Source organism: Ensifer sp. Root954 (genome assembly GCF_001429005.1).
Classification (GTDB): Bacteria; Pseudomonadota; Alphaproteobacteria; order Rhizobiales; family Rhizobiaceae; genus Ensifer; species Ensifer adhaerens.
Genome location: NZ_LMJM01000001.1, coordinates 342,223 through 363,978 on the forward strand (window position 1 = coordinate 342,223; position 21,756 = coordinate 363,978).

The 21,756-nt window shown below is 63.5% G+C and carries 23 protein-coding genes; 13 read left to right on the forward strand and 10 right to left on the reverse strand.

Features of this window, described 5'->3' with window-relative positions; all coding sequences use genetic code 11:
- The first annotated feature begins 75 nt into the window (after nt 1–75).
- Nucleotides 76–1,017 (forward strand): LysR family transcriptional regulator, encoded by a 942-nt coding sequence (locus ASE71_RS01450; protein ID WP_060521857.1) that lies wholly within the window; start codon nt 76–78, stop codon nt 1,015–1,017.
- Here ASE71_RS01450 and ASE71_RS01455 read toward each other — a convergent pair.
- From ASE71_RS01455 to ASE71_RS01480, 6 genes are all read right to left on the reverse strand, one after another.
- A complete protein-coding gene (locus tag ASE71_RS01455) occupies nt 1,010–1,891 on the reverse strand; it encodes a sugar phosphate isomerase/epimerase (protein WP_113544749.1) in 882 nt (293 codons plus the stop codon). The two genes, ASE71_RS01450 and ASE71_RS01455, sit on opposite strands and share 8 nt — an antisense overlap.
- A complete protein-coding gene (locus tag ASE71_RS01460) occupies nt 1,891–3,096 on the reverse strand; it encodes an NAD(P)/FAD-dependent oxidoreductase (RefSeq protein WP_034801729.1) in 1,206 nt (401 codons plus the stop codon). Before ASE71_RS01460 ends, ASE71_RS01455 begins: the two co-directional genes overlap by 1 nt.
- 222 nt (nt 3,097–3,318) lie before the next feature.
- Entirely contained in the window at nt 3,319–4,263 is a 945-nt protein-coding gene (locus ASE71_RS01465) for a substrate-binding domain-containing protein (RefSeq protein WP_060521856.1), read from the reverse strand.
- Between the two features lie 79 nt (nt 4,264–4,342).
- Nucleotides 4,343–4,654 (reverse strand): MocE family 2Fe-2S type ferredoxin, encoded by a 312-nt coding sequence (locus ASE71_RS01470; RefSeq protein WP_034801776.1) that lies wholly within the window; start codon nt 4,652–4,654, stop codon nt 4,343–4,345.
- Nucleotides 4,655–4,662: 8 nt separating this feature from the next.
- The gene (locus ASE71_RS01475; RefSeq protein WP_060521855.1) at nt 4,663–5,697 is read right to left on the reverse strand and encodes a sterol desaturase family protein; all 1,035 of its coding nucleotides are present in this window, start codon (nt 5,695–5,697) and stop codon (nt 4,663–4,665) included.
- A gap of 146 nt (nt 5,698–5,843) precedes the next feature.
- Nucleotides 5,844–6,845 carry a LacI family DNA-binding transcriptional regulator gene (locus ASE71_RS01480; protein WP_060521854.1) on the reverse strand — a complete coding sequence of 334 codons (1,002 nt, stop codon included), beginning with the start codon at nt 6,843–6,845 and terminating at the stop codon, nt 5,844–5,846.
- 150 nt (nt 6,846–6,995) lie between these two features.
- On the opposite strand from ASE71_RS01480, the gene ASE71_RS01485 reads away from it, so the two are divergent.
- Complete coding sequence (locus tag ASE71_RS01485) at nt 6,996–7,721, forward strand: glutathione S-transferase family protein (RefSeq protein WP_060521853.1); 726 nt, start codon at nt 6,996–6,998, stop codon at nt 7,719–7,721.
- 12 nt (nt 7,722–7,733) lie between these two features.
- Here the strand turns inward: ASE71_RS01485 and ASE71_RS01490 are convergent, their stop codons facing one another.
- Entirely contained in the window at nt 7,734–7,976 is a 243-nt protein-coding gene (locus ASE71_RS01490) for a hypothetical protein (protein WP_060521852.1), read from the reverse strand.
- A gap of 150 nt (nt 7,977–8,126) precedes the next feature.
- Nucleotides 8,127–9,086, reverse strand: a complete 960-nt coding sequence (locus ASE71_RS01495; RefSeq protein ID WP_060521851.1) for an MBL fold metallo-hydrolase — start codon at nt 9,084–9,086, stop codon at nt 8,127–8,129.
- Nucleotides 9,087–9,177: 91 nt separating this feature from the next.
- On the opposite strand from ASE71_RS01495, the gene ASE71_RS01500 reads away from it, so the two are divergent.
- Nucleotides 9,178–10,089 carry a LysR family transcriptional regulator gene (locus tag ASE71_RS01500; RefSeq protein WP_060521850.1) on the forward strand — a complete coding sequence of 304 codons (912 nt, stop codon included), beginning with the start codon at nt 9,178–9,180 and terminating at the stop codon, nt 10,087–10,089.
- A 61-nt stretch (nt 10,090–10,150) separates the two neighbouring features.
- Here the strand turns inward: ASE71_RS01500 and ASE71_RS01505 are convergent, their stop codons facing one another.
- Together ASE71_RS01505 and ASE71_RS01510 are read right to left on the reverse strand one after the other, a co-directional pair.
- Nucleotides 10,151–10,531: a DUF427 domain-containing protein gene (locus ASE71_RS01505; RefSeq protein ID WP_060521849.1), complete on the reverse strand. Its 381-nt coding sequence runs from the start codon at nt 10,529–10,531 to the stop codon at nt 10,151–10,153.
- A gap of 78 nt (nt 10,532–10,609) precedes the next feature.
- Nucleotides 10,610–11,362 carry a DUF599 domain-containing protein gene (locus ASE71_RS01510; protein WP_082566573.1) on the reverse strand — a complete coding sequence of 251 codons (753 nt, stop codon included), beginning with the start codon at nt 11,360–11,362 and terminating at the stop codon, nt 10,610–10,612.
- 200 nt (nt 11,363–11,562) lie between these two features.
- On the opposite strand from ASE71_RS01510, the gene ASE71_RS01515 reads away from it, so the two are divergent.
- The 10 genes from ASE71_RS01515 to ASE71_RS01560 all read left to right on the forward strand — a co-directional run bounded on the left by ASE71_RS01515 (nt 11,563) and on the right by ASE71_RS01560 (nt 21,605).
- The gene (locus ASE71_RS01515; RefSeq protein ID WP_060521848.1) at nt 11,563–12,246 is read left to right on the forward strand and encodes a GntR family transcriptional regulator; all 684 of its coding nucleotides are present in this window, start codon (nt 11,563–11,565) and stop codon (nt 12,244–12,246) included.
- Nucleotides 12,243–13,688 (forward strand): aldehyde dehydrogenase family protein, encoded by a 1,446-nt coding sequence (locus ASE71_RS01520; protein WP_060521847.1) that lies wholly within the window; start codon nt 12,243–12,245, stop codon nt 13,686–13,688. Before ASE71_RS01515 ends, ASE71_RS01520 begins: the two co-directional genes overlap by 4 nt.
- Before the next feature lie 80 nt (nt 13,689–13,768).
- On the forward strand, nt 13,769–14,515 hold the full coding sequence (locus ASE71_RS01525; protein ID WP_060521846.1) for a glucose 1-dehydrogenase: 747 nt from the start codon (nt 13,769–13,771) through the stop codon (nt 14,513–14,515).
- Between the two features lie 56 nt (nt 14,516–14,571).
- Nucleotides 14,572–16,047, forward strand: a complete 1,476-nt coding sequence (locus ASE71_RS01530; RefSeq protein WP_060521845.1) for an ABC transporter substrate-binding protein — start codon at nt 14,572–14,574, stop codon at nt 16,045–16,047.
- Nucleotides 16,048–16,184: 137 nt separating this feature from the next.
- Entirely contained in the window at nt 16,185–17,135 is a 951-nt protein-coding gene (locus ASE71_RS01535; RefSeq protein ID WP_034801757.1) for an ABC transporter permease, read from the forward strand.
- A complete protein-coding gene (locus tag ASE71_RS01540; protein WP_060521844.1) occupies nt 17,135–17,995 on the forward strand; it encodes an ABC transporter permease in 861 nt (286 codons plus the stop codon). The genes ASE71_RS01535 and ASE71_RS01540 overlap by 1 nt, the downstream gene beginning before the upstream one ends.
- Nucleotides 17,992–19,008 (forward strand): ABC transporter ATP-binding protein, encoded by a 1,017-nt coding sequence (locus ASE71_RS01545; RefSeq protein WP_060521843.1) that lies wholly within the window; start codon nt 17,992–17,994, stop codon nt 19,006–19,008. Before ASE71_RS01540 ends, ASE71_RS01545 begins: the two co-directional genes overlap by 4 nt.
- Nucleotides 19,005–19,979, forward strand: a complete 975-nt coding sequence (locus ASE71_RS01550; RefSeq protein ID WP_082566572.1) for an ABC transporter ATP-binding protein — start codon at nt 19,005–19,007, stop codon at nt 19,977–19,979. The genes ASE71_RS01545 and ASE71_RS01550 overlap by 4 nt, the downstream gene beginning before the upstream one ends.
- Nucleotides 19,980–19,989: 10 nt before the next feature.
- Nucleotides 19,990–21,378: an amidase gene (locus ASE71_RS01555; protein ID WP_060521842.1), complete on the forward strand. Its 1,389-nt coding sequence runs from the start codon at nt 19,990–19,992 to the stop codon at nt 21,376–21,378.
- A gap of 11 nt (nt 21,379–21,389) precedes the next feature.
- The gene (locus ASE71_RS01560) at nt 21,390–21,605 is read left to right on the forward strand and encodes a hypothetical protein (RefSeq protein ID WP_134886311.1); all 216 of its coding nucleotides are present in this window, start codon (nt 21,390–21,392) and stop codon (nt 21,603–21,605) included.
- The last annotated feature ends 151 nt before the right edge of the window (nt 21,606–21,756 follow it).

The window sequence follows — 21,756 nt, forward strand, 5'->3', positions numbered from 1 at the left end:
GGCAAAGATTACGCGCATTCATGCGCTTGCCGCACTGCAACATACCGCAACGGTAGGAAAATGGGGGCTGTAACATTGGATCTGCGCCAGCTTCGCTACTTCGTCGCCGTCGCCCGCGAGCGCAACTTCACCCGCGCTGCCGAGCAGCTGCACATCGCCCAGCCGCCCTTGAGCCGGCAGATCCAGCTTCTTGAGGAAGAACTGGGCGTGCCGCTGATCATCCGCAAGAGCCGGCCGGTGCGGCTGACGGAAGCGGGGCGATTGTTTTACGAACAATCGCTGCAAGTGCTCGGCCGGGTGGAACAGATGGTAGAGGCGACCCGCCGCGTCGGTCTCAACCAGAACCGCGTGCTGTCGATCGGCTTCGTCGCGTCCACGCTCTATGGCGGGCTGCCGACGCTGGTGCGCAAGCTCAGGCAGAACGCGCCGGAACTCGATATCCGGCTGTTGGAGATGGTGTCGGTGCAGCAGATCGCGGCGCTGAAGGAAGGCCGGATCGATGTCGGCTTCGGGCGGCTGCATCACAACGATCCCAATGTCGCCGGCATCCTCATGCGGGAAGAGCGCCTCGCCTTGGCGATACCGCAGGGCACGCCGTTTGCCGATGACACATCTCCGCTTCCGTTGAGTGCGGTTGCCGGGCAAAAACTGATCGTCTACCCGAAGGAACCGCGCCCGAGCTATGCCGATCACGTGTTGAGCCTGCTCCACGCGCAGGATGTGCGCCCGGCCGAGGTGCATGAGGTGCGTGAGATCCAGAGTGCGCTTGGCCTCGTCGCCTCGGATGCCGGACTTTGTATCGTCCCGTCCTCTGCGCGTCAGGTCCGCTCCGACCTGCACTATCGCATGATCGAGGGCGAGCGGGCGACCTCACCCGTCATCCTCAACCATCGGGTCGGCGACAATTCCCGTTACATCGAGCTGATCAAGGCGCTGATCGTGGAAATGTATGCGGAAAACCCGCCCTGGCTCGGCCTCGAGCACAATCTGCCGTTCCGGCCGTCCTTCGTTACATGACGAGTTCAGGCGTCCTCAGATCCCGTGCTTCACCCGTCGGGGAATTGGCACTTTCCGCCCAGATCTCGCAGGCCATCTCGCGAAGCAAAAGCGCCTCGGCCCAGCGATCAGTCGTATCGTTACCGTCCCTGTCGGTGATGGCATAGGGCCTTGGGCCGAGTTCGCAGGTCATGACCAGCTCGGCATCGTTGGCAGCGTGGGAGCGCCAGTGCCGGAAGCCGTAGTCCCACCACTCGCGGAAGAGAGCGACCCAGGGCAGATGGTGGGGAAAGGAAAGCTCGATCTGGATCTGCTGGCAGGAGCCGATACGGCCGTGGAAGGCGCCGGCGTTGCGCAGAATGCGTTGGATCTGGGCGTGGCTTTCGTCTTCCACCGGAAAGGCGAATTCCCGGCCAACGAGATAGTGCGAGAGGTCGGCCAAGAGCGGCAGATCGGGCCGCCGGTCGAGCAGGTCGAGCGTGAAGAGGAGGTCGTTGGTGATCCGGTGACGGTGGGTTTCGATATAGACGGGAACATCCATTTCCTCAGCAAGCCTGGCCCAGCCGTCAAGCAGCGGCAGGCAATCCTCGACCCGGCGCGGGCGAACATCGGCCTGCAGATCGATGTGGCTCACCGGAAACTCCGAGGCCAGTTCCAGCGTCAGGCGCAAATCCTCGACGCTTCGAGGAAAACAGACGCCCTCGATCTTCAAGCCCGTTCCGCGGATCACGGCATTGAGGTGCTCGACATCGCGACGATTGGTATAATGCGCGCTGATGCCGTCGAACCCGGCCTCGACGATCATTGCGATGTTCTCTTCGAGACTGCGCTCAAAGCCGTCCGCATGCCGGCGCTCCATCGCCCAGAGCGATTGAAAGACAAGCAGCTTCTGCATCAGGCGGCCCTGGCACTTTTGAGCAGCGCCTTGAGGTTCACGCTGGCGTCGGCGAGCGCTCCCGGATCGGGACTGACGCCGGCAGCAATCAGCATTTCCGAGAGCTTGATATCCTTGGCGAGACCATTGCCGAAACCGAGGCCAGCGGCGGCGACGAGACGCCCGCCATCGAGGTAGAATTCGAGTTCGCCACCATCGAGCTGGCGTGTCACGCTTTGATGGTCCGGATGGGGCAGGCCCGCCACCTGCAGGCCGAGATCGTATTGATCGGTCCAGAACCAGGGGATGGCAGAAAAAGCCTCCTTGCCGCCGGCCATGTTGAGGGCCGCGACCTCGGCCTGGGTGCGTGCATTGCGCCAGCTTTCGAAGCGCACATACCCGCCACCCGGCTGGGCCACGGCGGCGCAATCGCCTGATGCATAGATGTTCGGATCGCTGGTGCGCAGATAGCCATCCGTCAGGATACCGTTGCCGACGGCAAGCCCCGCCGCCTCCGCGAGTGCTGTATCCGGCTGGACGCCGATGGCGGCGACGGCGATATCGGCCGGCACCGGAGTGCCGTCGGAAAGAACAACCGCATCACCGGTGATTTCGGCGATCCCCTGCCCCAGATGGAAGGTGACGCCCTCATCCTGATGCCGGGCATGAAGCTTCGCGGCAAAACGCGGCGGCACCGCGCGACCGAGCGGCTTCGGCGCCATTTCGATAACGCTAACCATGATGCCCTTGCCGCGCAGCACCGCCGCAAGCTCCATGCCGATCAGTCCACCGCCGATGATCGCAACGTGTCTGCCGGCTTCGGCACGGGCGAAGATCGCCGCCGCATTGGCGTAGGTGCGGAAATCCAGTGCGCGCTCGGCCCCTATGCAAGCGAGGCGCCTCGGACGGGCGCCGGTGGCGAGCAACAGCTTGTCATAGGTGAGCGTCCGGCCATCGCTCAAGGTGACGGAGCGGTCACCGGCATCCAGTCGGGATGCAGAAACACCTTGCCGGTAGTCGATACCGGCGGCCTCCAGCGCCTCAGCGCCGCAGATCGGCTTCATCTGTACGGCGCCATTGAGCGGCTTCGACAACGGTGGCCGCTCATAGGGCAGATGCGGTTCCGTGCCGATGAGCGTGACGCTGCCGGCAAAGCCAGTTTCACGCAGGGCAAAGGCCGCGCGCGTGCCGGATTCCCCGGCGCCGATTATGACGATGCGATCCATGGCTTGCTCCGTAGATCATGCGTTGACGTGCGGGGCGGTCGCAAAACCGCACGCAAGATTTGTCAGCCCGTTCAAAAAGGTGGCCGGTGCAGGCAGGAGAAGTGCGCCGGCCCACAGCGCCGCGCATCCGTTCAGACGCGCAAAGGTCGCTGTAAAACTCTGAATTCCTGCATGTTTCTGTGCTTCAATCGGCGACGATTAAGGAAACATGCAGGAGGAGGATCAGTTGCGCGCCGCGTAATCGGCCATGTTTTTCGGCGTAACGAGCTCGAAGGGAACCCAGACGTTCTTTTTGACGCTTTCACCGCGCACCAGCGAGACGGCCGTGTCGACGGCGCTAGCCGATTGCCCCTTGGCGTTCTGGAATACGGTTGCGTCGAGGTCGCCGGCGGCCATGGCGGCAAGCCCGTCCTGGGTCGCGTCGATGCCAACGACGATCACGTCGTCCATCGATACACCGGCGGCCTTCAGCGCCTGGATGGCGCCGATCGCCATTTCGTCATTGTTGGCAAAGACCACGTCGATCGGCTGTCCGGCGGTGATCCAGTTGGTGGTGAGATCCATCGCGTTGGTGCGCGTCCAGGCGGCCGACTGCTCGTCGGCAACCGTCGCACCCTTGCAGTCGCCGGCAGCGAGCGTTTCCTTGAACGCCGAGGTGCGGTCGCGCGAGGCCTGGTGAGCAAGGTCTCCCATCAGGATATAGACCTGCGCATCACTGGCCTTGCCCTTTTCCTTCAGCAGCGAACAGGCAGCTTCCGCGCCCAATCTGCCGGAGTCCGTTTCTTTCGAGCCGACATAGGCCTGCTTTTCCGGCAGCTTGCCGAGGTTATCCGGCTCTAGATTGAGATAGACGAGCGGAATACCGGCCTTCTCAGCGGCTTCGCTGATGCCGGGGGCGGCCGAGGTATCCGTCAGCGTCATGATGATCGCGTCGACGCCGCCCGCGATGAAATTGTTCACCTGGTTGAGCTGCTTGGAGATGTCGGTCTGTGCGTCTTCGATCTGAACGGTGGCGCCGTTGACTTCGGCAGCGCGGGCATTGATGCCCTCACGCAGCAGCGTCTGGAAGTTGTTGTCGAAGCTCTGCATCGAGACGCCGATCGTCTCCGCCGAGGCAGCACTTCCCATCAAGGCGGCAAGTGCTGCCGCCAGGTACATGGATTTCATGATTTCCTCCCGAGGGTGCCGGATCACCCGATCGCATTCCGGAGGCCCGATGGGCCTGATCAATGCTTGCGTGGTGGCCTTAGCCGAGCGCCACACGAACCTCGCCGTCGACGATTTCGGCGGGATAGGTCTTGAGATTCTCGCAGGCCGGAAGCCTGATGGCTTCACCGGTGCGATAATCGAAGGCGCCGGAATGCTTGGGACATTCCACCTCGTAGTCCATGACGAGGCCATCAGCGAGGTGAACGGCCTCGTGGGTGCAGAGCCCGGCGGTGCAATAGACGCTATCGTCGGGACCGCGGTAGACGGCGTAGGTTCGGCCGCCATGGTCGAAGCGGATCGCCCCTTCCTGTTCGATATCGTCCAGCTTGCAGGCTGGTACCCAGGTGATCACGTTGCTCATTCTGCTGCCTCCCCGATGGTGTTGCGTGCCTTGCGGGCTGCGAGTTTTTCCTTGCGTTTGCGGTAGCGCTCCTGCATCCGCGCCTCGCCCTCCTTGGAGCCGTCGTGCCAGGTGCCGAACCAGCGATCGAGCGGGATCAGGGCGTCGCCGTAATTCACCTCGAAATACTTGTGGTGCAGGTAATGCGCATAGGCGTGGCTATCGACGAGCGTCTCTTCACCGACCTCGACCTTGTCGAAGCCGACATGGCCGGGAATGGCACCGAAGCCCGCGTAGTGCAGCTGGTAAAGCATCAGGATCGGGTTGGACGGCAGGATCAGGTGATAGAAGGCGGTGGCGAAGTAGAGCAGGTGCTCGACCGGATGCATCGACAGCGACGACCAGGGCGACGGGTTCACCGAATTGTGGTGGACCGAATGCACCCACTTGTAGAGCAGCGGCGTGTGGATGAGCCGGTGGATGCAGAAGAAATGGAACTCGTGGATAACAGGCACCACCAATGCGACGAGCGCGAGCGTCCAGGGATTGTCCGCGAAGCTCAGCCACGGCGCATAGCCATTGGCGTAGGCCCAGAGCATGGCGACTTCGACGGCGGTCCAGATCGTCACGCCTGAGAGGAACGTGCGCAGGATGTTGTCGAGATTCTGGCTTTCGAACCAGAAGGCTTTGCTCTTCTGCTCGGCCGGAAACTTGCCGTTGTACTTGAACCGGTTTTCCTGCCGTTTCAGCACATAGAGATGCAGCTCGAAAGCGCCGTAGAAGAAGAAGACGCAAACCGCGTTGACCGCATAGAGCCAGGCGATCCAGCCGACGCTCAAGCTCTGCATCGCCTCGACCGGCGGGATCACCCAGGCCCAATAGACGACGGCCGACGCCGCGAAGATCGCATTCCAAGGAAAGAAGTAATGCGGCAGCCACTTGACGAGCGCCAGCAGTTTTGGCGGTAAGGCAAACAGCGGCGCCGTTTCGATCGGCTCGTTCGGCGCCCAGTCGCCGCGCTTGTTGCGGGTTCCATATTTCAGATCGTCCATGGCGCTCTCCTCCCGGCGGACCGCATGCGCTCCGCCCTAAATCCTTCGAAGGAGGTTGCTTTCCGGGTCTGTCGGAGCGCCTCCTTCTTGATAAAAATCTAGCAGGAGGCGGTCGGAACGGCGAAAGCTTGTTTGATCAAATCAGATCAAAGGCTTTCGGCTGTGATGGTAATGAAGCGAATGGGGGCGGTGTCCGGCTCCATCTCGGAAAGCCCGATCCGCCGCAGCATCAGGTCAAGCGAGCGACGGGCCTGTGCCTCCGGCGCCTGGTCGAGCACGACGTCCATGATGCCGTCGCTAAGCGCCTTGCGGGTGTAGTCGGTCAGCTCATGGCCGACGAAGAAGATTTCGGTGCCACGCTTATGTCGGCGAAGCACGTCGATCAGGGCCGCATTCGCGCCGCCGGCATTATAGAGCCCGGCCATATCCGGATACATGTCGAGCGCCCATCGCAACGCTTCGGCGCCATAGTGCTCCTCGTCGCGGGTAAAACCCAGCCACTCGAATCGGCGGTCGCCCGGATGCCCCTCAAAATAGTCCGAGAAGCCACTGAGGCGGTCGCGATGGACCTGATAGATCGGGTGGCAGAGCGCGACGACGGGCCCCGCCTTGCGCGCCATGCGCGCGATGAAGAGTGCCGCCGTTCGTCCGGCCGCGTGATTGTCGATGCCGACGAATTCGCCCAAGTCGTGCGAGGCCCTTGTCACGACATGGACCACCGGCACGCCGCGCACGATCACGGCTTCGACAGCGGCGCTGATCAGCGGATGATTGGGCACGGCCAGGATCAATCCGGCGCGGCTAACCTCGGCTGAAAGGATGCGCCTGGCGATCTCCTCCGGCTTCATTTCCTCGGTAAAGCTGCGATGCACGACGACGAGCGGATCCAGCGTCTCGGCGATCCGCTGAAAGGCCTGCGACAGGCGGCGATAGAAGGTCGTCTCCGGCCGCACCATCAGCACATCGATGCGCAAAAGCCCGCGATGGGTCTCGGGAAGGGTTCGCGGATAATTCAGCGCGCGCGCCGCAACGACGACTTTTTCGACGAGGTCCGGGCGAACACCACCGCGGCCGTTCAAGACCCGCTCGACCGTCGCGGTACCGACGCCTGCCAGTTCAGCAATGTCGCGATAGTTCGGCTTGCTCACCTGGACTACTCCCCACCACACGTGTTCATAGCGCCTTAGCATGTGATCGCCCCTGTTCGACAGAGCAGGCGTCCGAAGTCAGGGCCTCCCCTCGCCGCCGCTGCCGCGGCGCCTATATCAACCGGGTATCGAGAATGGGATCGAGGCATCATGACCTATGAATTGTACTACTGGGACGGCATCCAGGGGCGCGGTGAATTTGTCCGACTGGCACTCGAGGACGCCGGCGCCGCTTATGTCGATGTGACGCGCGCGCCGGGCCGCGGCACCGGGGAGATGCTGAAGCTGATGGAGAGCGCCACCGAGGCGCACGTGCCATTTGCGCCGCCCTTTCTGAAAGATGGCAACCAGATCATCTCGCATGTCGCCAACATCCTCTTCTACCTCGGCCCCAAGCTCAGCCTTGCGCCTGACGGTGAGGCGCTGCAGTGGTTCGCCAATGGCCTGCAGCTCACCGTCACCGACTTAATCGCCGAAGTGCATGACACGCACCATCCGATCGCGACTTCGAAATATTATGAGGAGCAGAAGGCGGAGGCGAAGGACCGCGCATTCGAATTCGTCACCAACCGCATCCCGAAGTTTCTCGGTTATTTCGAGCGGATTCTCGCGCAAAACCCTGATGGCAGCGGCCATGCAGTCGGGAACGCCGTCACCTATGTCGACCTTTCGCTGTTCCAGGTGATCGAGGGGCTACGCTATGCCTTTGCCAAAGCGATGCGGCACTATGAGGAGGACTACCCCAATCTCATGAAACTGCACGCCTCGGTGAAAGCCCGGCCGAACATCGCCGCCTATCTCGCCTCATCGCGACGGCTGGCCTTCAATGAAGACGGCATCTTCCGCAATTACCCGGAACTGGATATCGCGCCCTGACGGAAACTCCCCTCAGGCGGCCGCCGCCTGGTGCTCCCGCAGGAACGCGGAGACGCGCCTCAAGCCTCCGCGTAGAATGCCTTCGTTGTTGGCGTAGCCGATCCTGAGATAGCCTCCCATGTCCATGGCGCTGCCCGGCGTGAACATCACGCCGGTTCGCTGTAGCAGTTGCAGGCAGAATGCCTCTGAAGTCATCGGCAGGTCGTATTTCAGAAGCGCCGTCGTGCCCGACTGCGGCTTGATCCAGGCGATCAACGGCTAAGCACCCACTCAGTCCGAGAGAATGGCGAGGTTGGTGCACCGTCTACAGCTCGGCGCGGGCCTATGCCTACATCAATGACGGCGACGGCGTCGTGACCTTCGTCCGCAACGTCATCTCGTAGACAAGGCCCAAGCTGCCACCCGCTACTCGACGTAGTTCCAGGGGACGAAGCGATAGAGCGTCTCGTCGCGCGCCACATGGCCAACACCGGGGAACGGCAGATGCGCACCGGCGACGAGGTATCGCCCATCGGCCGCATCCGCCAGCGCCACGGCACGCGTCGCTGCCGCCGCGGTGCCGTCGACGTCGAAGCTGACGAAGACGTCAGGCGTGTCGAACTGGATGTAGTCGCCGTGAATGACGTCCCCCCAGAATACGAGGCGCTGGCCGTCATCCGCTTTCAGCACGATCGCGGAATGCCCGGGCGTGTGCCCGGCGCGCAGGGTCGATCCGAGGTTCGGCAAGACGTCCGCGTCGTCGGCGAAACGCTTCACTTTTCCGGCGGCGATATAGGGGGCCAGGGCATCGTGCGCTCGCTGAAAGTCGGTCTTCTGCGCCTCGGTCAGCGCCGTCACGCCCTCCCGCTCGATCCAGTAGCGGTATTCGCGCTCGGCGAGATGGATCTCGGCATTCGGGAATTGTGCTTTGCCGTCGATGGTGAGGCCGCCCGAGTGGTCGGCGTGCACATGGGTCAGGATCACCGCGTCGACCTGGTCGGCGCGATAGCCGGAGGCCGTGAGATGCCTCAAGAGCTTGCCGGCGGCAATGCCGAGCAGGCTCCCCGACCCGGCATCGATCAGCACCAGCCGTTCGCCGTCGTTGACGAGATAGGCGTTGATCGACAGATGCGGCTCCTTGCCGAGGAAGTTTTCGTCCAACCTGCGCTGCAGCTCGCCTTCCGGTTCGTTCTGATAGATCTTTGTCATCGGCAACGCCAAGGTGCCGTCCGACAAGGCGGTGACTTCGAACTTTCCGAAGCGGAAGCGATAGTAACCGGCATTGGCGACGGTCGATAATGGCGCGGCGGAAAAGGCGATCCGCGGTGCGAGCGGCAACAGGGCCGCGGCGGCAAGAAGGCCCAAAGCTTGTCTGCGAGTGGTCATGATCGGCTCCTTCGATTGGATGCCGAGACGCTATCAATTCAACCGTCGGTCGATTATCCTGCGATCGTGGAAGTAATTGTTCCGGAAACGCATGAAATCCCCCCAATCTGCCGATCTCAACAGCCTCAGGATTTTCCTCGAGGTCGCCCGCTCAGAGAGCTTTTCCTCAGCTGCGCTTCGCCTGCACCTGCCACCGAGCACGGTCAGCCGGCGCCTGGGCGAGCTTGAGGCAGCGCTTGGCGTCGCCCTGCTGCTGCGCTCCACCCGCCGGGTCTCCTTGACCGAGGCCGGAAAGCATCTGCTGGAATCGGTCGGGGGCGCCGTCGAGCTCATCGACCGCGGCATCGCCGGCTTCCAACCGGCCGACGGTACGGCGCGCGGGCGCCTAAGGGTCGCGACGTCAGTCGCCTTTGCCCGTACCTTCCTGCCACCGATCCTGAAGCGCTATGCGGAACTCTGCCCAGAAGTCCAGGTCGACATGCAGACCACCCACCAAAATGTCGATCTGATCGGCGAAGGCGTCGACGTGGCCTTAAGGATGGGCGAACCCGTCGACAGCGAGATGATCTACCGCAAGATCGGAACGATCGAGCAGCGCCTCTATGCCTCTCCCGCCTATTGCGCAGGATTGGCGCTGTCTTCGCCCGAGGACCTCATGCACGTCGCCCTGGTGGCACACCGGACGCGCATGCGACGGGAGCTTGCCCATTGGGTGCTGTCAGACGGCAACAGGCACTTTACGCTCGAGCGCCCGCCATCGATCGTCGTCGACGATCCGGCGATCAGCGAGCGGCTGATCGCCGAGGGCCTCGGCATCGGCATGCTGAGCGATGCGCTCGCCGCCGATGGCGTCTCCGCCGGACGGCTCGTTCCGGTTCTTCCCGAGTGGTCGGGGCCATCCACCCATCTTTACTATCTCTTCCACCAGCAACTCGGCGATCTGCCGAAAGTGGCAGAATTCTTGAAGGCCGTGCGCGAAACGTTTCGGATTCGCGACGCGTGACCTCGCGGCCAGGGCACCGTGCGTTCGAACGAGCGCAGTAGCCCTCACTTGAGCGCGGATGCTAGGGCTGGATCTCTTCGATCTTATCCACCCGATCCGGATAGAAGGCCAACCGGTCCTTGATGGCGGCCACCGCCGCGTGCGGGTTTTCATAGGTCCAGACGGCGTTGCGCGACCGCTCGCCGCCCAAGGGGATGCTGAAATAGGAGGCGTCACCCTTATAGGGACAATGGGACGAATGATCGGTGCGCTCAAGCAAGGACATGTCGACATCCTCACGCGGGATGTACTGCACAGCGGGATAGGTTGCCTCGCGCAGAGCCAGCGCATCGCGGGTGTCGGCAATGACGCGCCCGCCGAGGGTGACGACGACACGGGCCTGGTTTCTCTCGGTGGTGATCGGATGATCGGGACCGGGGATCTTGATCGGATTGTCTGACATGGGCGACCGCCTCCAGAACGTTACGGATACTAGGTGGTTACCTCGCCGGCCAATTCCAACCGGTCACGCCAAAAACCCTCAGCTGTTTGCCGCCGGAGAACGGACGGCTGTTGAGGGTTCTACCGCGGCCGCCGTCGGATGGCTCTCGTCGAGCAGCTTGCGCACCTCCATCACGCCCTTGGCCGTATCCGACCAGCTGTGTCTCCAGACGAGAAGCGCGACCGAGCCGACGATGGCGATAAGAAAGGCGATCGGCCCCAGGAACCAGAGCGCGGCGGCAACGGTGAAGTAATAGGAGCGGACACCCTGGCTGAAGGATCGAAGGGCCGGATTGATCATCAGCGACAGGGCGTGGGCCCATGCGGCGATGTCGCGGGCTTCTTCGCGCGAAGGGCTCGCTCCGATCGCTGCGAGGCAATAGTTGATCTGCCGCACCGCCCAGATGAATTCGGACAGCCCGCGCAGCAAGGTCGCCATGACGAGCAGCACCTTGCATTGAAACAGCCACAACGGCTCGATCGGCGCGAACATCGCGATGATGCCCGACTGAAGGCCAATCGTCGGCTGGATGAAAAGCGCACTGCTCATGGCGACGATGACGATGAGATTGGCCGAGCCGAAGAACGAGGCCGAATTGATCGTGTGACCGAGAATGGCGGCGTCACCGATGAAGTTGGTATCCCGCGTCAGCACCTCGCGCATCCAGGCCTGCCGGACACGCACCATGTCCAGCATCAGGCTGTCTGTCCGGCGCGGCCAACCAAGCGCCATCATCGGCTCCAGTCCCACCCAGGTCACGAGGAACAGGATAATCGCAATCCAATCAAGCATCTGCACGGCCAGCCTCCCACCATAGCAGTTCCTAATAGAAGCCGCGGCGAGCGGCGCGTCAACGCGGCGGCGCAAGTCGGGACTGCCGAAGCCGACGGCGTCGCCAGCACTTGCTGACAATCCCTGGGACTTATGTGTCATCACCGGATTGACTCGGCCTGTATCCTGGATACAATTTACCTCGATCTTGGGAGGGATCGATGAACCAATCCTTTGAATGGCGAAGCCAGTCACGCTTGCTCGACGAAGTGGCCCAGGCCCTTCGCGAACGTATTTATGCCGGCATCTATGCGCCGGGCGCGACGCTGCGCCAGGAAAAGATCGCCGCCGAGTTCGGCATCAGCCGCACGCCGCTGCGCGAGGCGCTGCGCGTGCTCGAGCGCGACGGGCTGGTCGTCAACAAGCCGGGCAGCGGTGTCCGGGTCGCAACCGCCGACCTGCCAAAACTGCTGGACGCCTACGCGGTGCGTGAGGCGATGGATGGCGTGGCGGCCCGCAACGCCGCCGAGCGGGCGACAAATGCCGAGATCAAGGATCTGGCAAAGCAGGTGGAGCGCCAGCGCAAGACCGTCGAAAACTGGGATCCAGGCGCCTACACACAGTCCAACGTCGTCTTTCACGAGGCGATCGTTGCGGCCTCGCGCAATGCGTCGCTGGCGCCGCTCGGGCCGCTTCTGCGCATGACCTCGCAGGTTTTTGCCCCGGCCTTTTCGCTTTCGAGCGAGCGGGCGAGCACTGCGGTCGCCGAACACGGGCTGATCGTCGAGGCGATCGCCGCACGGAACCTTGATGAATCCGAGAAACTGGCCCGCGCCCACATCAACGCGACGGCCATGAGATTGAAGGCGCTGCTTGAAGAGCGCGGGACTGACAAAGAGGCATGACTGTGAAGACCTACGGCAATTTCATCGCGAACAAGTGGCAGGACGCAACGGGCGGCGAGTTCATCGCCGTCAGGGATCCTTCCAACGGCCAGGAATTTGCGCGCATCGCCCGGGGCACTCGGGACGATATCGATCTCGCCGTGCGTTCGGCACGCGCGGCACTCTCAGGTGAGTGGGGACGCCTGACGCCGACCGAGCGCGGCCGGGTGCTGACCCGGATTTCGGCCGGTGTGCTGCGCAACATCGACCTTCTGACGGAGCTCGAAGCACGCGATGTCGGCAAGCCGCTGACCCAGGCGCGCGCCGATGTCGTGGCGCTTGCGCGCTATCTCGAATTCTATGGCGGCGCCGCCGACAAGGTTCATGGCGACACCATCCCCTATCAGAACGGCTTCACCGTACTGACCGTCTACGAGCCACATGGCGTCACGGGCCATATCATCCCCTGGAACTACCCGATGCAGATCCTCGGCCGCAGCCTCGGCGCGGCCCTTGCCATGGGCAACGCCGCCGTCGTCAAGCCGGCCGAAGAGGCCTGCCTCACCATCTTGGAGTTCGCCCGCATCGCCGAAGAAGAGGGCTTGCCCTCGGGCGCGCTCAACATCGTCACCGGCTTCGGCTCGGAGGGGGGCGCAGCGCTTTCGGAACACCCCGATGTCAACCACATCTCCTTTACCGGCTCGGTCCGCACCGGCGAGATGGTGCAGGCGGCGGCGGCGAAGAACGCCGTGCCGGTGACGCTGGAACTCGGCGGCAAGTCGGCGCAGATCGTCTTTGCCGATGCGGATCTCGACCGCGCGGTCCCCTTCCTCGTCAATGCCGGCATCCAGAATGCCGGTCAGACCTGTTCGGCCTCGTCGCGCATTCTGGTTGAGCGTGCCGTCTATGAAGAAGTGGTCGCGCGGATGAGCGAACGGTACCGCGCCTTGAAGGTCGGTCCTGCTGGCAGCGATCTCTCGGTCGGCCCGGTCGTCTCGCAGCGGCAGAAGGCGATCGTCGAGGGCTTCCTTGCCGACGCCGCCAAGGATGGCCTGAAGGTCGCAGCGCAGGGCGAGATCGTCGCCGACGCGCCGGCCGAGGGCGCCTATGTCGCGCCGACGTTGCTGCGCGACGTGCCGCACCAACACCGCACGGTGCAGGAAGAGATCTTCGGCCCGGTTCAGGTGATCATGCCCTTCGACGGCGAGGAGGAAGCCATTCGACTTGCCAACGGCACCGACTATGGCCTCGTCTGCGGCGTCTGGACCAATGACGGCGGCCGGCAGTTGCGCATGGCGCGCGCCGTGCACGCCGGCCAGGTCTTCATCAACAATTACGGCGCCGGCGGCGGCGTCGAGCTGCCCTTCGGCGGCGTCAAGAAATCGGGCCATGGCCGCGAGAAGGGTTTTGAGGCCCTCTACGGCTTTGCCAGCATGAAAACCATCTCTGTCTACCACGGCTAGAGCGCGCAAAACCGCAGGCGGCGTTCCACCCGCATCGCGCTCCAACCCATGATCTAAGTCTCCTTGGGAGGAACAACAAAGTGTCACTGGAAGGTAAAGTCGCTCTCATCACCGGCGCAGGCTCCGGTTTCGGCGAAGGCATTGCCAAGCGCTTCGTCGAAGGCGGCGCCAAGGTCATCGTCGTCGATCGCGATGCTGCGGGTGCAGAGCGCGTCACCAAGCAACTCGGCAGCAATGCCATCGCCGTGGTTGCCGATATCGCCAAGGAAGCCGACGTTAACGCGGCCGTTGCGGCGGGTCTCAAGCAGTTCGGGCACGTCGATATCCTGATCAACAATGCCGGCATCGGCCACAAGCCGCAGAATGCCGAGCTGGTCGAGCCCGACGAATTCGACCGTATCCTCGGCGTCAATGTGCGCGGCGTCTACCTGATGACGCGGGCGCTGCTGGCGCACATGAAGGAAAACAAGGCGGGCGTTATCGTCAACATCGCTTCGACCGGCGCCAACCGGCCGCGTCCGAACCTTGCCTGGTACAACGCGACCAAGGGCTGGGTCGTTTCTGCCACCAAGGCGCTCGCGATCGAACTCGCGCCCTTCAACATCCGCGTTGTCGCGCTCAACCCGGTTGCCGGCGAAACGCCGCTGCTGACCACCTTCATGGGCGAGGACTCCGACGAAATCCGCAAGAAGTTCCGCGATTCCATTCCGCTCGGACGCCTGCTGAAGCCGGAAGACCTTGCGGAGGCCGCCTTCTTCGTCGCCTCGCCGCAGGCGTCGATGATCACCGGCGTGGCGCTCGACGTCGACGGCGGACGCTCGATCTGATTATTTCGACCTGATTTCCGGGACCATAAACAACGAAACCGCAAAGCGGGGGAACCATGATGAATTTGACGAAACTGGCGCTTGCCTCGTGCTTCATCGCTGCGTCGCTGACGCCGGCGATGGCCAAGGATACGATCACCGTCGGCCAGGTGCTCGAGCCGCCGGGCCTCGACCCGACCGCGGGCGCCGCCGCACCCATCCGCTACATCACCTACGGCAACCTTTTCGAAGGTCTCGTCCGGGTGGTGGAAGACGGCACGGTGAAGCCGCTGCTCGCCGAGAGCTGGACGATCTCCGACGACCAGAAGACCTACAGCTTCAAGCTCCGCCAGGGCGTCAAGTTCCATGACGGCACGGCTTTCGACTGCTCGGTGGTGAAATTCTCCTATGAGCGCGCCGTCTCGGCCGATTCCACCAATGCGCAGAAGGGCCTGTTCGAGCCGATCGAAAAGACCGAATGCCCGGATCCGGCCACCGCGGTCGTGACGCTGAAGCGCCCGGCCTCCAACTTCCTCTTCAACATGGCCTGGGGCGACGCGGTCATGATCGCGCCGTCGTCGGCCGCCGACAGCAAGACCAAGCCGGTCGGTACCGGCCCGTTCAAGTTCAAGGAATGGGCGAAGGGCGACAAGGTGGTGCTGGAAAAGAACGCCGACTATTGGGGCGAACCGGCCAAGCTCAGCGAAGTGACCTTCAAGTTCATCAGTGACCCCTCGGCTGCAGCGGCCGCCGTTCTTGCCGGCAACGTCGATGCCTTCCCGATGTTCCAGGCCGCAGAACTGGTCAGCCAGTTCCAGAGCGACCCGAACCTGCAGGTTGAGGTCGGCAGCACCTCGGGCAAGGTGGTGCTTGCGCTCAACAATGCGAAGAAGCCCTTCGACGACGTGCGAGTGCGGCAGGCGCTTGCCCATGCGATCGACCGCAAGGCGCTGGTCGAAGGCACTTACTCGGGCTTCGGCACGACCATCGGCTCGCATTATTCGCCGGTCGAACCCGGTTATGTCGATCTGAACGAGACCTACCCCTATGACCCCGGCAAGGCGCAGCAACTGCTGCAGGAAGCGGGCGTTCAGAACCTCGAAATCACCATCATGCTGCCGCCGCCGGCCTATGCCCGCCGCGGCGGCGAGATAATCGCGGCCATGCTCAGCGAAGTCGGCATCAAGGTGAACCTCGTTCCGATCGAGTTCGCACAATGGCTGGATCAGGTCTTCAAGAACTCGAACTTCGACGCAACGATCATCGCCCATGCGGAAGCCCGCGACCTCGATATCTATGCGCGCGACAAGTACTACTTCAACTACCAGAACCCGGAATACAAGGCGCTCTACAAGTCCTACACGCTGGCTGCGACCGAGGCCGAGCAGATGGACCTGATCGGCCAGCTCCAGCGCAAGCTCGCAGCGGACGAACCGAACGTCTTCCTCTACGCGCTGCCGAAGATCGGCGTCTGGAACAAGAAGGTGAAGGGTCTCTGGAAGAACATGCCGGTGCCGGCCGACGACCAGACCCAGACCTATTGGGAAAACTGATCGACTTTCATTGAGCGGGATGCGGACGGAAATCCGCACCCCGCTCCAGCATCTGCCCCTCGTTGGGGCGGACGCAGATCTGCCGTTGATTGACGCACCCGGCGCCGGTCAACGCTCGCTCTTTCCGGGAGGTTGATGTGATTTCCTTCATTGGCGGTCGCCTCGTGTCGCTCTTGCTGACGACGCTGGTCGCCTCAGTCATCGTCTTTCTGCTGATGCAGGTGCTGCCCGGCGACCCCGCCGTGCTGATGCTCGGCATGAATGCCGACGCAGATGCGATCGCGGCGCTGCACCGGCAGCTCGGCCTCGATCAGCCGATCTGGATCCGCTACCTCCACTGGATCGGCGGCTTCGTCGTCGGCGATTTCGGCATGAGCCTCACCTATTCGGTGCCGATCCGGGAGCTGCTTGGCCCGCGCATCCTGGTGACGCTGCCGCTGGCGCTGCTCTCCATGGCAATCTCGGTCGCCGTCGCCATCGCCATCGGCGTCTATGCCGCCGCCAACCGCGGCAAGGCCGGCGACACCGTCGTCATGGGCATCGCCCAGGTGGGCGTCGCCATCCCGAACTTCTGGCTGGCGCTTCTCTTCATCCTGCTCTTCGCGCTGAAGCTCGCCTGGTTCCCGGCCTCCGGCTTTGCCGGCTGGGAAGGTGGCATCTGGAACGGCCTGCATTCGCTCATCCTGCCGGCGCTCGCACTCGGGCTGCCACTTGCGGCCATTCTCGGACGCGTCACGCGCTCGGCCGTCATCGAGACGCTCGGCGAGGATTTCATCCGCACCGCGCGCGCCAAGGGGCTTAGCCGTTCGGGCGCTCTCTGGAAGCATGCGGTGCCCAATGCGCTCATTCCGGTCGTCACCATTATCGGCCTGCAATTTTCCTTCCTGCTTGCCGGCACGATCATCATCGAAAATGTCTTCAACCTGCCGGGTATCGGCCGCCTCGTCTTCCAGGCGATCGCGCAGCGCGATCTCGTGACGGTGCAGACGCTGGTGACCCTGCTTGCCGCCTCCGTCATCACCATCAATTTCCTCGTCGATCTGGTCTACGGTTACCTCGATCCGCGCCTGTCGAGGGGAGGCCACTGATGTCCGCTCCTGCAACCGCCGCGCAACCCAGCCTCATCTCCAAGCTTATCGGCAGCCGAAATCTGACGATCGGGGCCACCGTCACCGTCATCCTCGTGGCGATGGCGCTCGTCTCCTATGTCTGGACGCCCTATTCGCCGACGGCGATGAATTTCCGCGACAAGCTGCAGGGACCGAGCCTTGCCCATTGGTTCGGCACCGACAACTTCGGCCGCGACATCCTGTCGATGATCATGGTCGGCGCCCGCAACTCGATCAGCGTCTCGATCGTCGCGGTTCTCGTCGGTGCCGGCATCGGCGTGCCGCTTGGCGCTTGGGCGGCTGCTCGCGGCGGCTTTGTCGATGGTCTCGTCATGCGCATGAGCGACCTCGCCTTCGCCTTCCCGGCGCTTCTGACCGCCGTCATCATCACCGCGATCTTCGGTCCGGGCGCTACCAACGCGATGATCGCGATCGGCATCTTCAACATACCCGTCTTTGCCCGCGTCACCCGCGGTGCCTCGATGGGCCTCTGGAAACGCGAATATGTGCAGGCCGCGCGCTGCGCTGGCCGCGGCGACGTCGCGATCACGTTTCTGCACATCCTGCCCAACATCAACCACGTGCTGCTCGTTCAGGTGACGATCCAGTTCGCCTTGGCGATCGTTGCCGAAGCCGGCCTTTCCTATGTCGGCCTCGGCACGCAGCCGCCGATGCCGAGCTGGGGCAAGATGCTGAACGACGCCCAGACCTTCATCTATCAGGCGCCCTGGCTCGCGATCTTCCCGGGCCTGGCGATCACCTTCGCCGTGCTCGGCCTCAACCTGCTCGGCGATGGCCTGCGCGACATTCTCGACCCGCGCGTGAGGCGGCAACGATGACCAAACCCTTGCTTCACATGGCCGGCATGTCGGTCGAACTCACCGCGGGCAAAAGCACGGTCGATATCGTCTGCGACATCGATCTCGAACTCAACCGCGGCGAGCGGCTTGGGATCGTCGGTGAGTCCGGCAGCGGCAAGTCGATGACAGCCCTTGCCGTCATGGGCCTGCTTCCGCAGCGCATGCGGGTGCGCGGCGAACTTTCCTTCGACGGCCGCAATCTCGCGGGCTTGGACGAAGCCGACTATTGCGGCTATCGCGGCCGGCGCATGGCGATGATCTTCCAGGAGCCGATGACGGCGCTCAATCCGGTCAAATCGATCGGCGCGCAGATCGCCGAGGGACGGCGGCTGCATCTCGGCGAAACGAAAGCCGATGCGGAGAAGAAAGCGCGTGCGCTGCTCGACCGCGTCGGCCTGCCGGCGCCGCGCTTCGACCTCGATCTCTACCCGCACCAGCTCTCCGGCGGCCAGCGCCAGCGCGTGATGATCGCCATGGCGATCGCCTGCGAACCGGATCTGCTGATTGCAGACGAGCCCACGACGGCGCTCGACGTTACGGTGCAGGCGCAGATCCTTGATCTGCTCGACGAGCTGATCGAAGACACCGGCACAGCGCTGATGCTGATCACCCACGATCTCGGCGTCGTCTCCGAGATGACCGACCGCATCGCGGTCATGTATGCCGGCCGCATCATCGAAACCGGGCGCACGGACGATGTCTTTGCGCGCATGGCGCATCCCTATGCCCGCGGCCTTTTCGCCGCGTCGCCGCATGGCGCAGCCCTTGACTCCCGCCATCAAGGCGGTGGGCGCCCGCGGCTGAATGCCATCCCCGGTATCGTTCCGGATCCCTTTGGCCGTCCATCCCACTGCTCCTTTGCGGACCGCTGTTCCTTCGCTGAGGCCGACTGCCGTCAGGCGATCCCGGCACTCGACCTGATCAATACCGATGGAAATGTGCAGCATCGCGCCGCCTGCTTTCATCCGCGCGAAAGGATGGTGGCACCATGAGCGAGGTGATCCTCAAGACCACCGATCTGGTGCGCGAATACGACCTGCCGCGCCCGTCGATCTTCTCGAAACAGAGCCGCCTGCGCGTGCTCCATGGTGTCAGCGTCGCACTCGCCGCCGGCCAGAGCCTCGGCATCGTCGGCGAAAGCGGCTCCGGCAAGTCGACCCTGGCCCGCGCCGTGATGGGGCTGGAGCGGCCGCAATCGGGCCAGGTGTCGATCGCCGGCAAGGATATCTACGCGCTCGATCGCGCCGGACTGCGAGAGGCGCGCAAGGGGTTTCAGGCGATCTTCCAGGATCCCTACGGCTCGCTCGATCCGCGCCACACGGTTCGGACGATCATCTCCGAGCCGATCGTTTCGCTGGAGCGTGGAACGGGCACCACGGAGCGCAACCGGCGCATCGCCGAGGTGCTGGAGGCCGTCGGCCTACCCTTGGCGTCGGCCGACAAGTATCCGCACGAATTCTCCGGCGGCCAGCGCCAGCGCATCGCCATCGCCCGCGCGCTGATCACCCGGCCGGCCCTGATCGTCGCTGACGAGCCAGTGTCTGCACTCGACGTCTCGATCCAGGCGCAGGTTTTGAACCTGATGATGGACCTGCAGGAAAGGCTCGGCCTTTCCTATCTGTTCATCAGCCACGATCTCGGCGTCGTGCGCGCCATCACCGACCGGGTTGCCGTCATGCATCTCGGCCGCATCGTCGAGGAAGGACCGACGGCCGAGGTCTTCGACAACCCGCGCCATCCCTATACTCAGGCGCTGGTCGCTGCCGTGCCGAAACCGTTTTCCGGACGGCGCAAGCGGGTGCGTTCCGCTGGGCCGCCGCAAACGCCCGTCCATACCGCAACGACCGCAGCCGGCTGCGCCTATGCTGCCGTCTGTCCCCGCAGGCAGGAGATCTGTCTGACCCGAACGCCTGAGGCCAAGCCGGTGACGCCGGCCTGGTCCGCCCGCTGCCATTTTGCCTAGGAAGTGCCCCATGTCCGAACTCGCCGATCTCTCCGCCGTCGATCTCGTCGACGCCTACCGCTCGAAGAAGCTTTCCCCCGTCGAGGTCACCGAAGCGGTGATTGCCCGCATCGACGCTTCCGAGCCAAAGCTGAACGCGCTTTGGGCCTATGACCCGGCCGAGGCGCGCAAGGCCGCCAAGGCATCGGAAGAGCGCTGGGCAAAGGGTGAACCTCTGGGCGCAATCGACGGCGTGCCGGTGACGATCAAGGAAAACATCGCAACCAAGGGCACCGCCGTGCCGCTCGGCTGTGCTGCCGTGTCGCTGACGCCTGCAGCCGCCGACGCGCCGCCGGCAGCCCGCACCCGCGAGGCGGGCGGCATCCTTCTCGCCAAGACCACCATGCCGGACTACGGCATGCTGTCTTCCGGCCTTTCCAGCTTCCACAAGCTGGCCCGCAACCCCTGGGACCTCTCAGCCAATCCGGGCGGCTCGAGCGCCGGTGCGGGTGCTGCTTCGGCCGCCGGTTATGGTCCGCTTCACATCGGCACGGATATCGGCGGCTCGGTCCGGCTGCCGGCCGGCTGGTGCGGCATTGTCGGGCTCAAGCCTTCGGCCGGCCGCGTGCCGATCAACCCGCCCTTTATCGGCCGCGTTGCCGGCCCGATGACCCGGACGGTCGTCGACACGGCACTCTACATGTCGGTGCTGTCGCAGCCAGACGCCCGGGACACGATGTCCTTGCCCTATGCCGATCTCCCCTGGCTCGATCTTGATCGTGATCTGAAGGGTCTGAAGATCGGCCTCTGGCTCGACGCCGGCTTCGGCCAGTCGGTCACGCAAGAAACGGAACAGGCGGTCAAGAAGGCGGCACAGCTCTTTGCCGATGCCGGCGCGATCATCGAGCCGATCGGCCCCTTCCTGACGCGCGAAATGATCGACGGTCTCGACCGCTTCTGGCGGGCGCGCGGCTGGGAAGACGTGTCGCGCCTTTCGCCGGAAAAACAGGCGCAGATCCTGCCCTATATCTTCGACTGGATCAAAACGGCCGAGAATTTCTCCGGCCGCGAGGTCTATACCGGCTTCGCCCAGATCGACGCCATGCGCAACGCGCTGCATGCGGCACTTTCCGGCTATGATTTCATCCTGTCGCCGACGGCCCCGACGGCCTCCTATCCGGCCGAATGGGCCTCGCCGGTCAACGACCCGCAGAAGCCGTTCGAACACATCGCCTTCACAGTCGCCGTCAACATGGGCGGCCAGCCGGCAATCTCGCTCAACTGCGGCTACACCTCAGGCGGCCTGCCGATCGGCCTGCAGATCATCGGCCAGCAGTTCGACGACATCGGCGTGCTGCGCCTCGCGCGTGCCTTCGAGACAATGCGCCCTCAGCAGCGCCCATGGCCAAAGGTCGCATGATGAGCAACACCATGCGTTACACCATCGAAAGCGGCGATCTCGAAAACATCGTTTCCCGCCTGCTCGACATCGTTCGCCGGCTCGGCGTCAGCGTCTCGAAACTCGCGATCGAGGTAGACGGCGGCAACGCCAATCTTGAAATCGCCCTCGCTCCGGCTTCGCAGGCTGTCGCCAACACGCTGCGAGAGCGCATCGGACAGATCGAAGGCGCGAAGGCAGCGGTCTAGCCCGCATCATTATCAACGCGGCCGTGCCGCTTTACACCGACTGAAAACCACAGGAGTGCCGACAATGGCCCGCAAACTTTTCATCCTCCCCGGCGACGGCATCGGCCCGGAAGCCATGGCGGAAGTCCGCAAAATCATCGCCTACATGAAT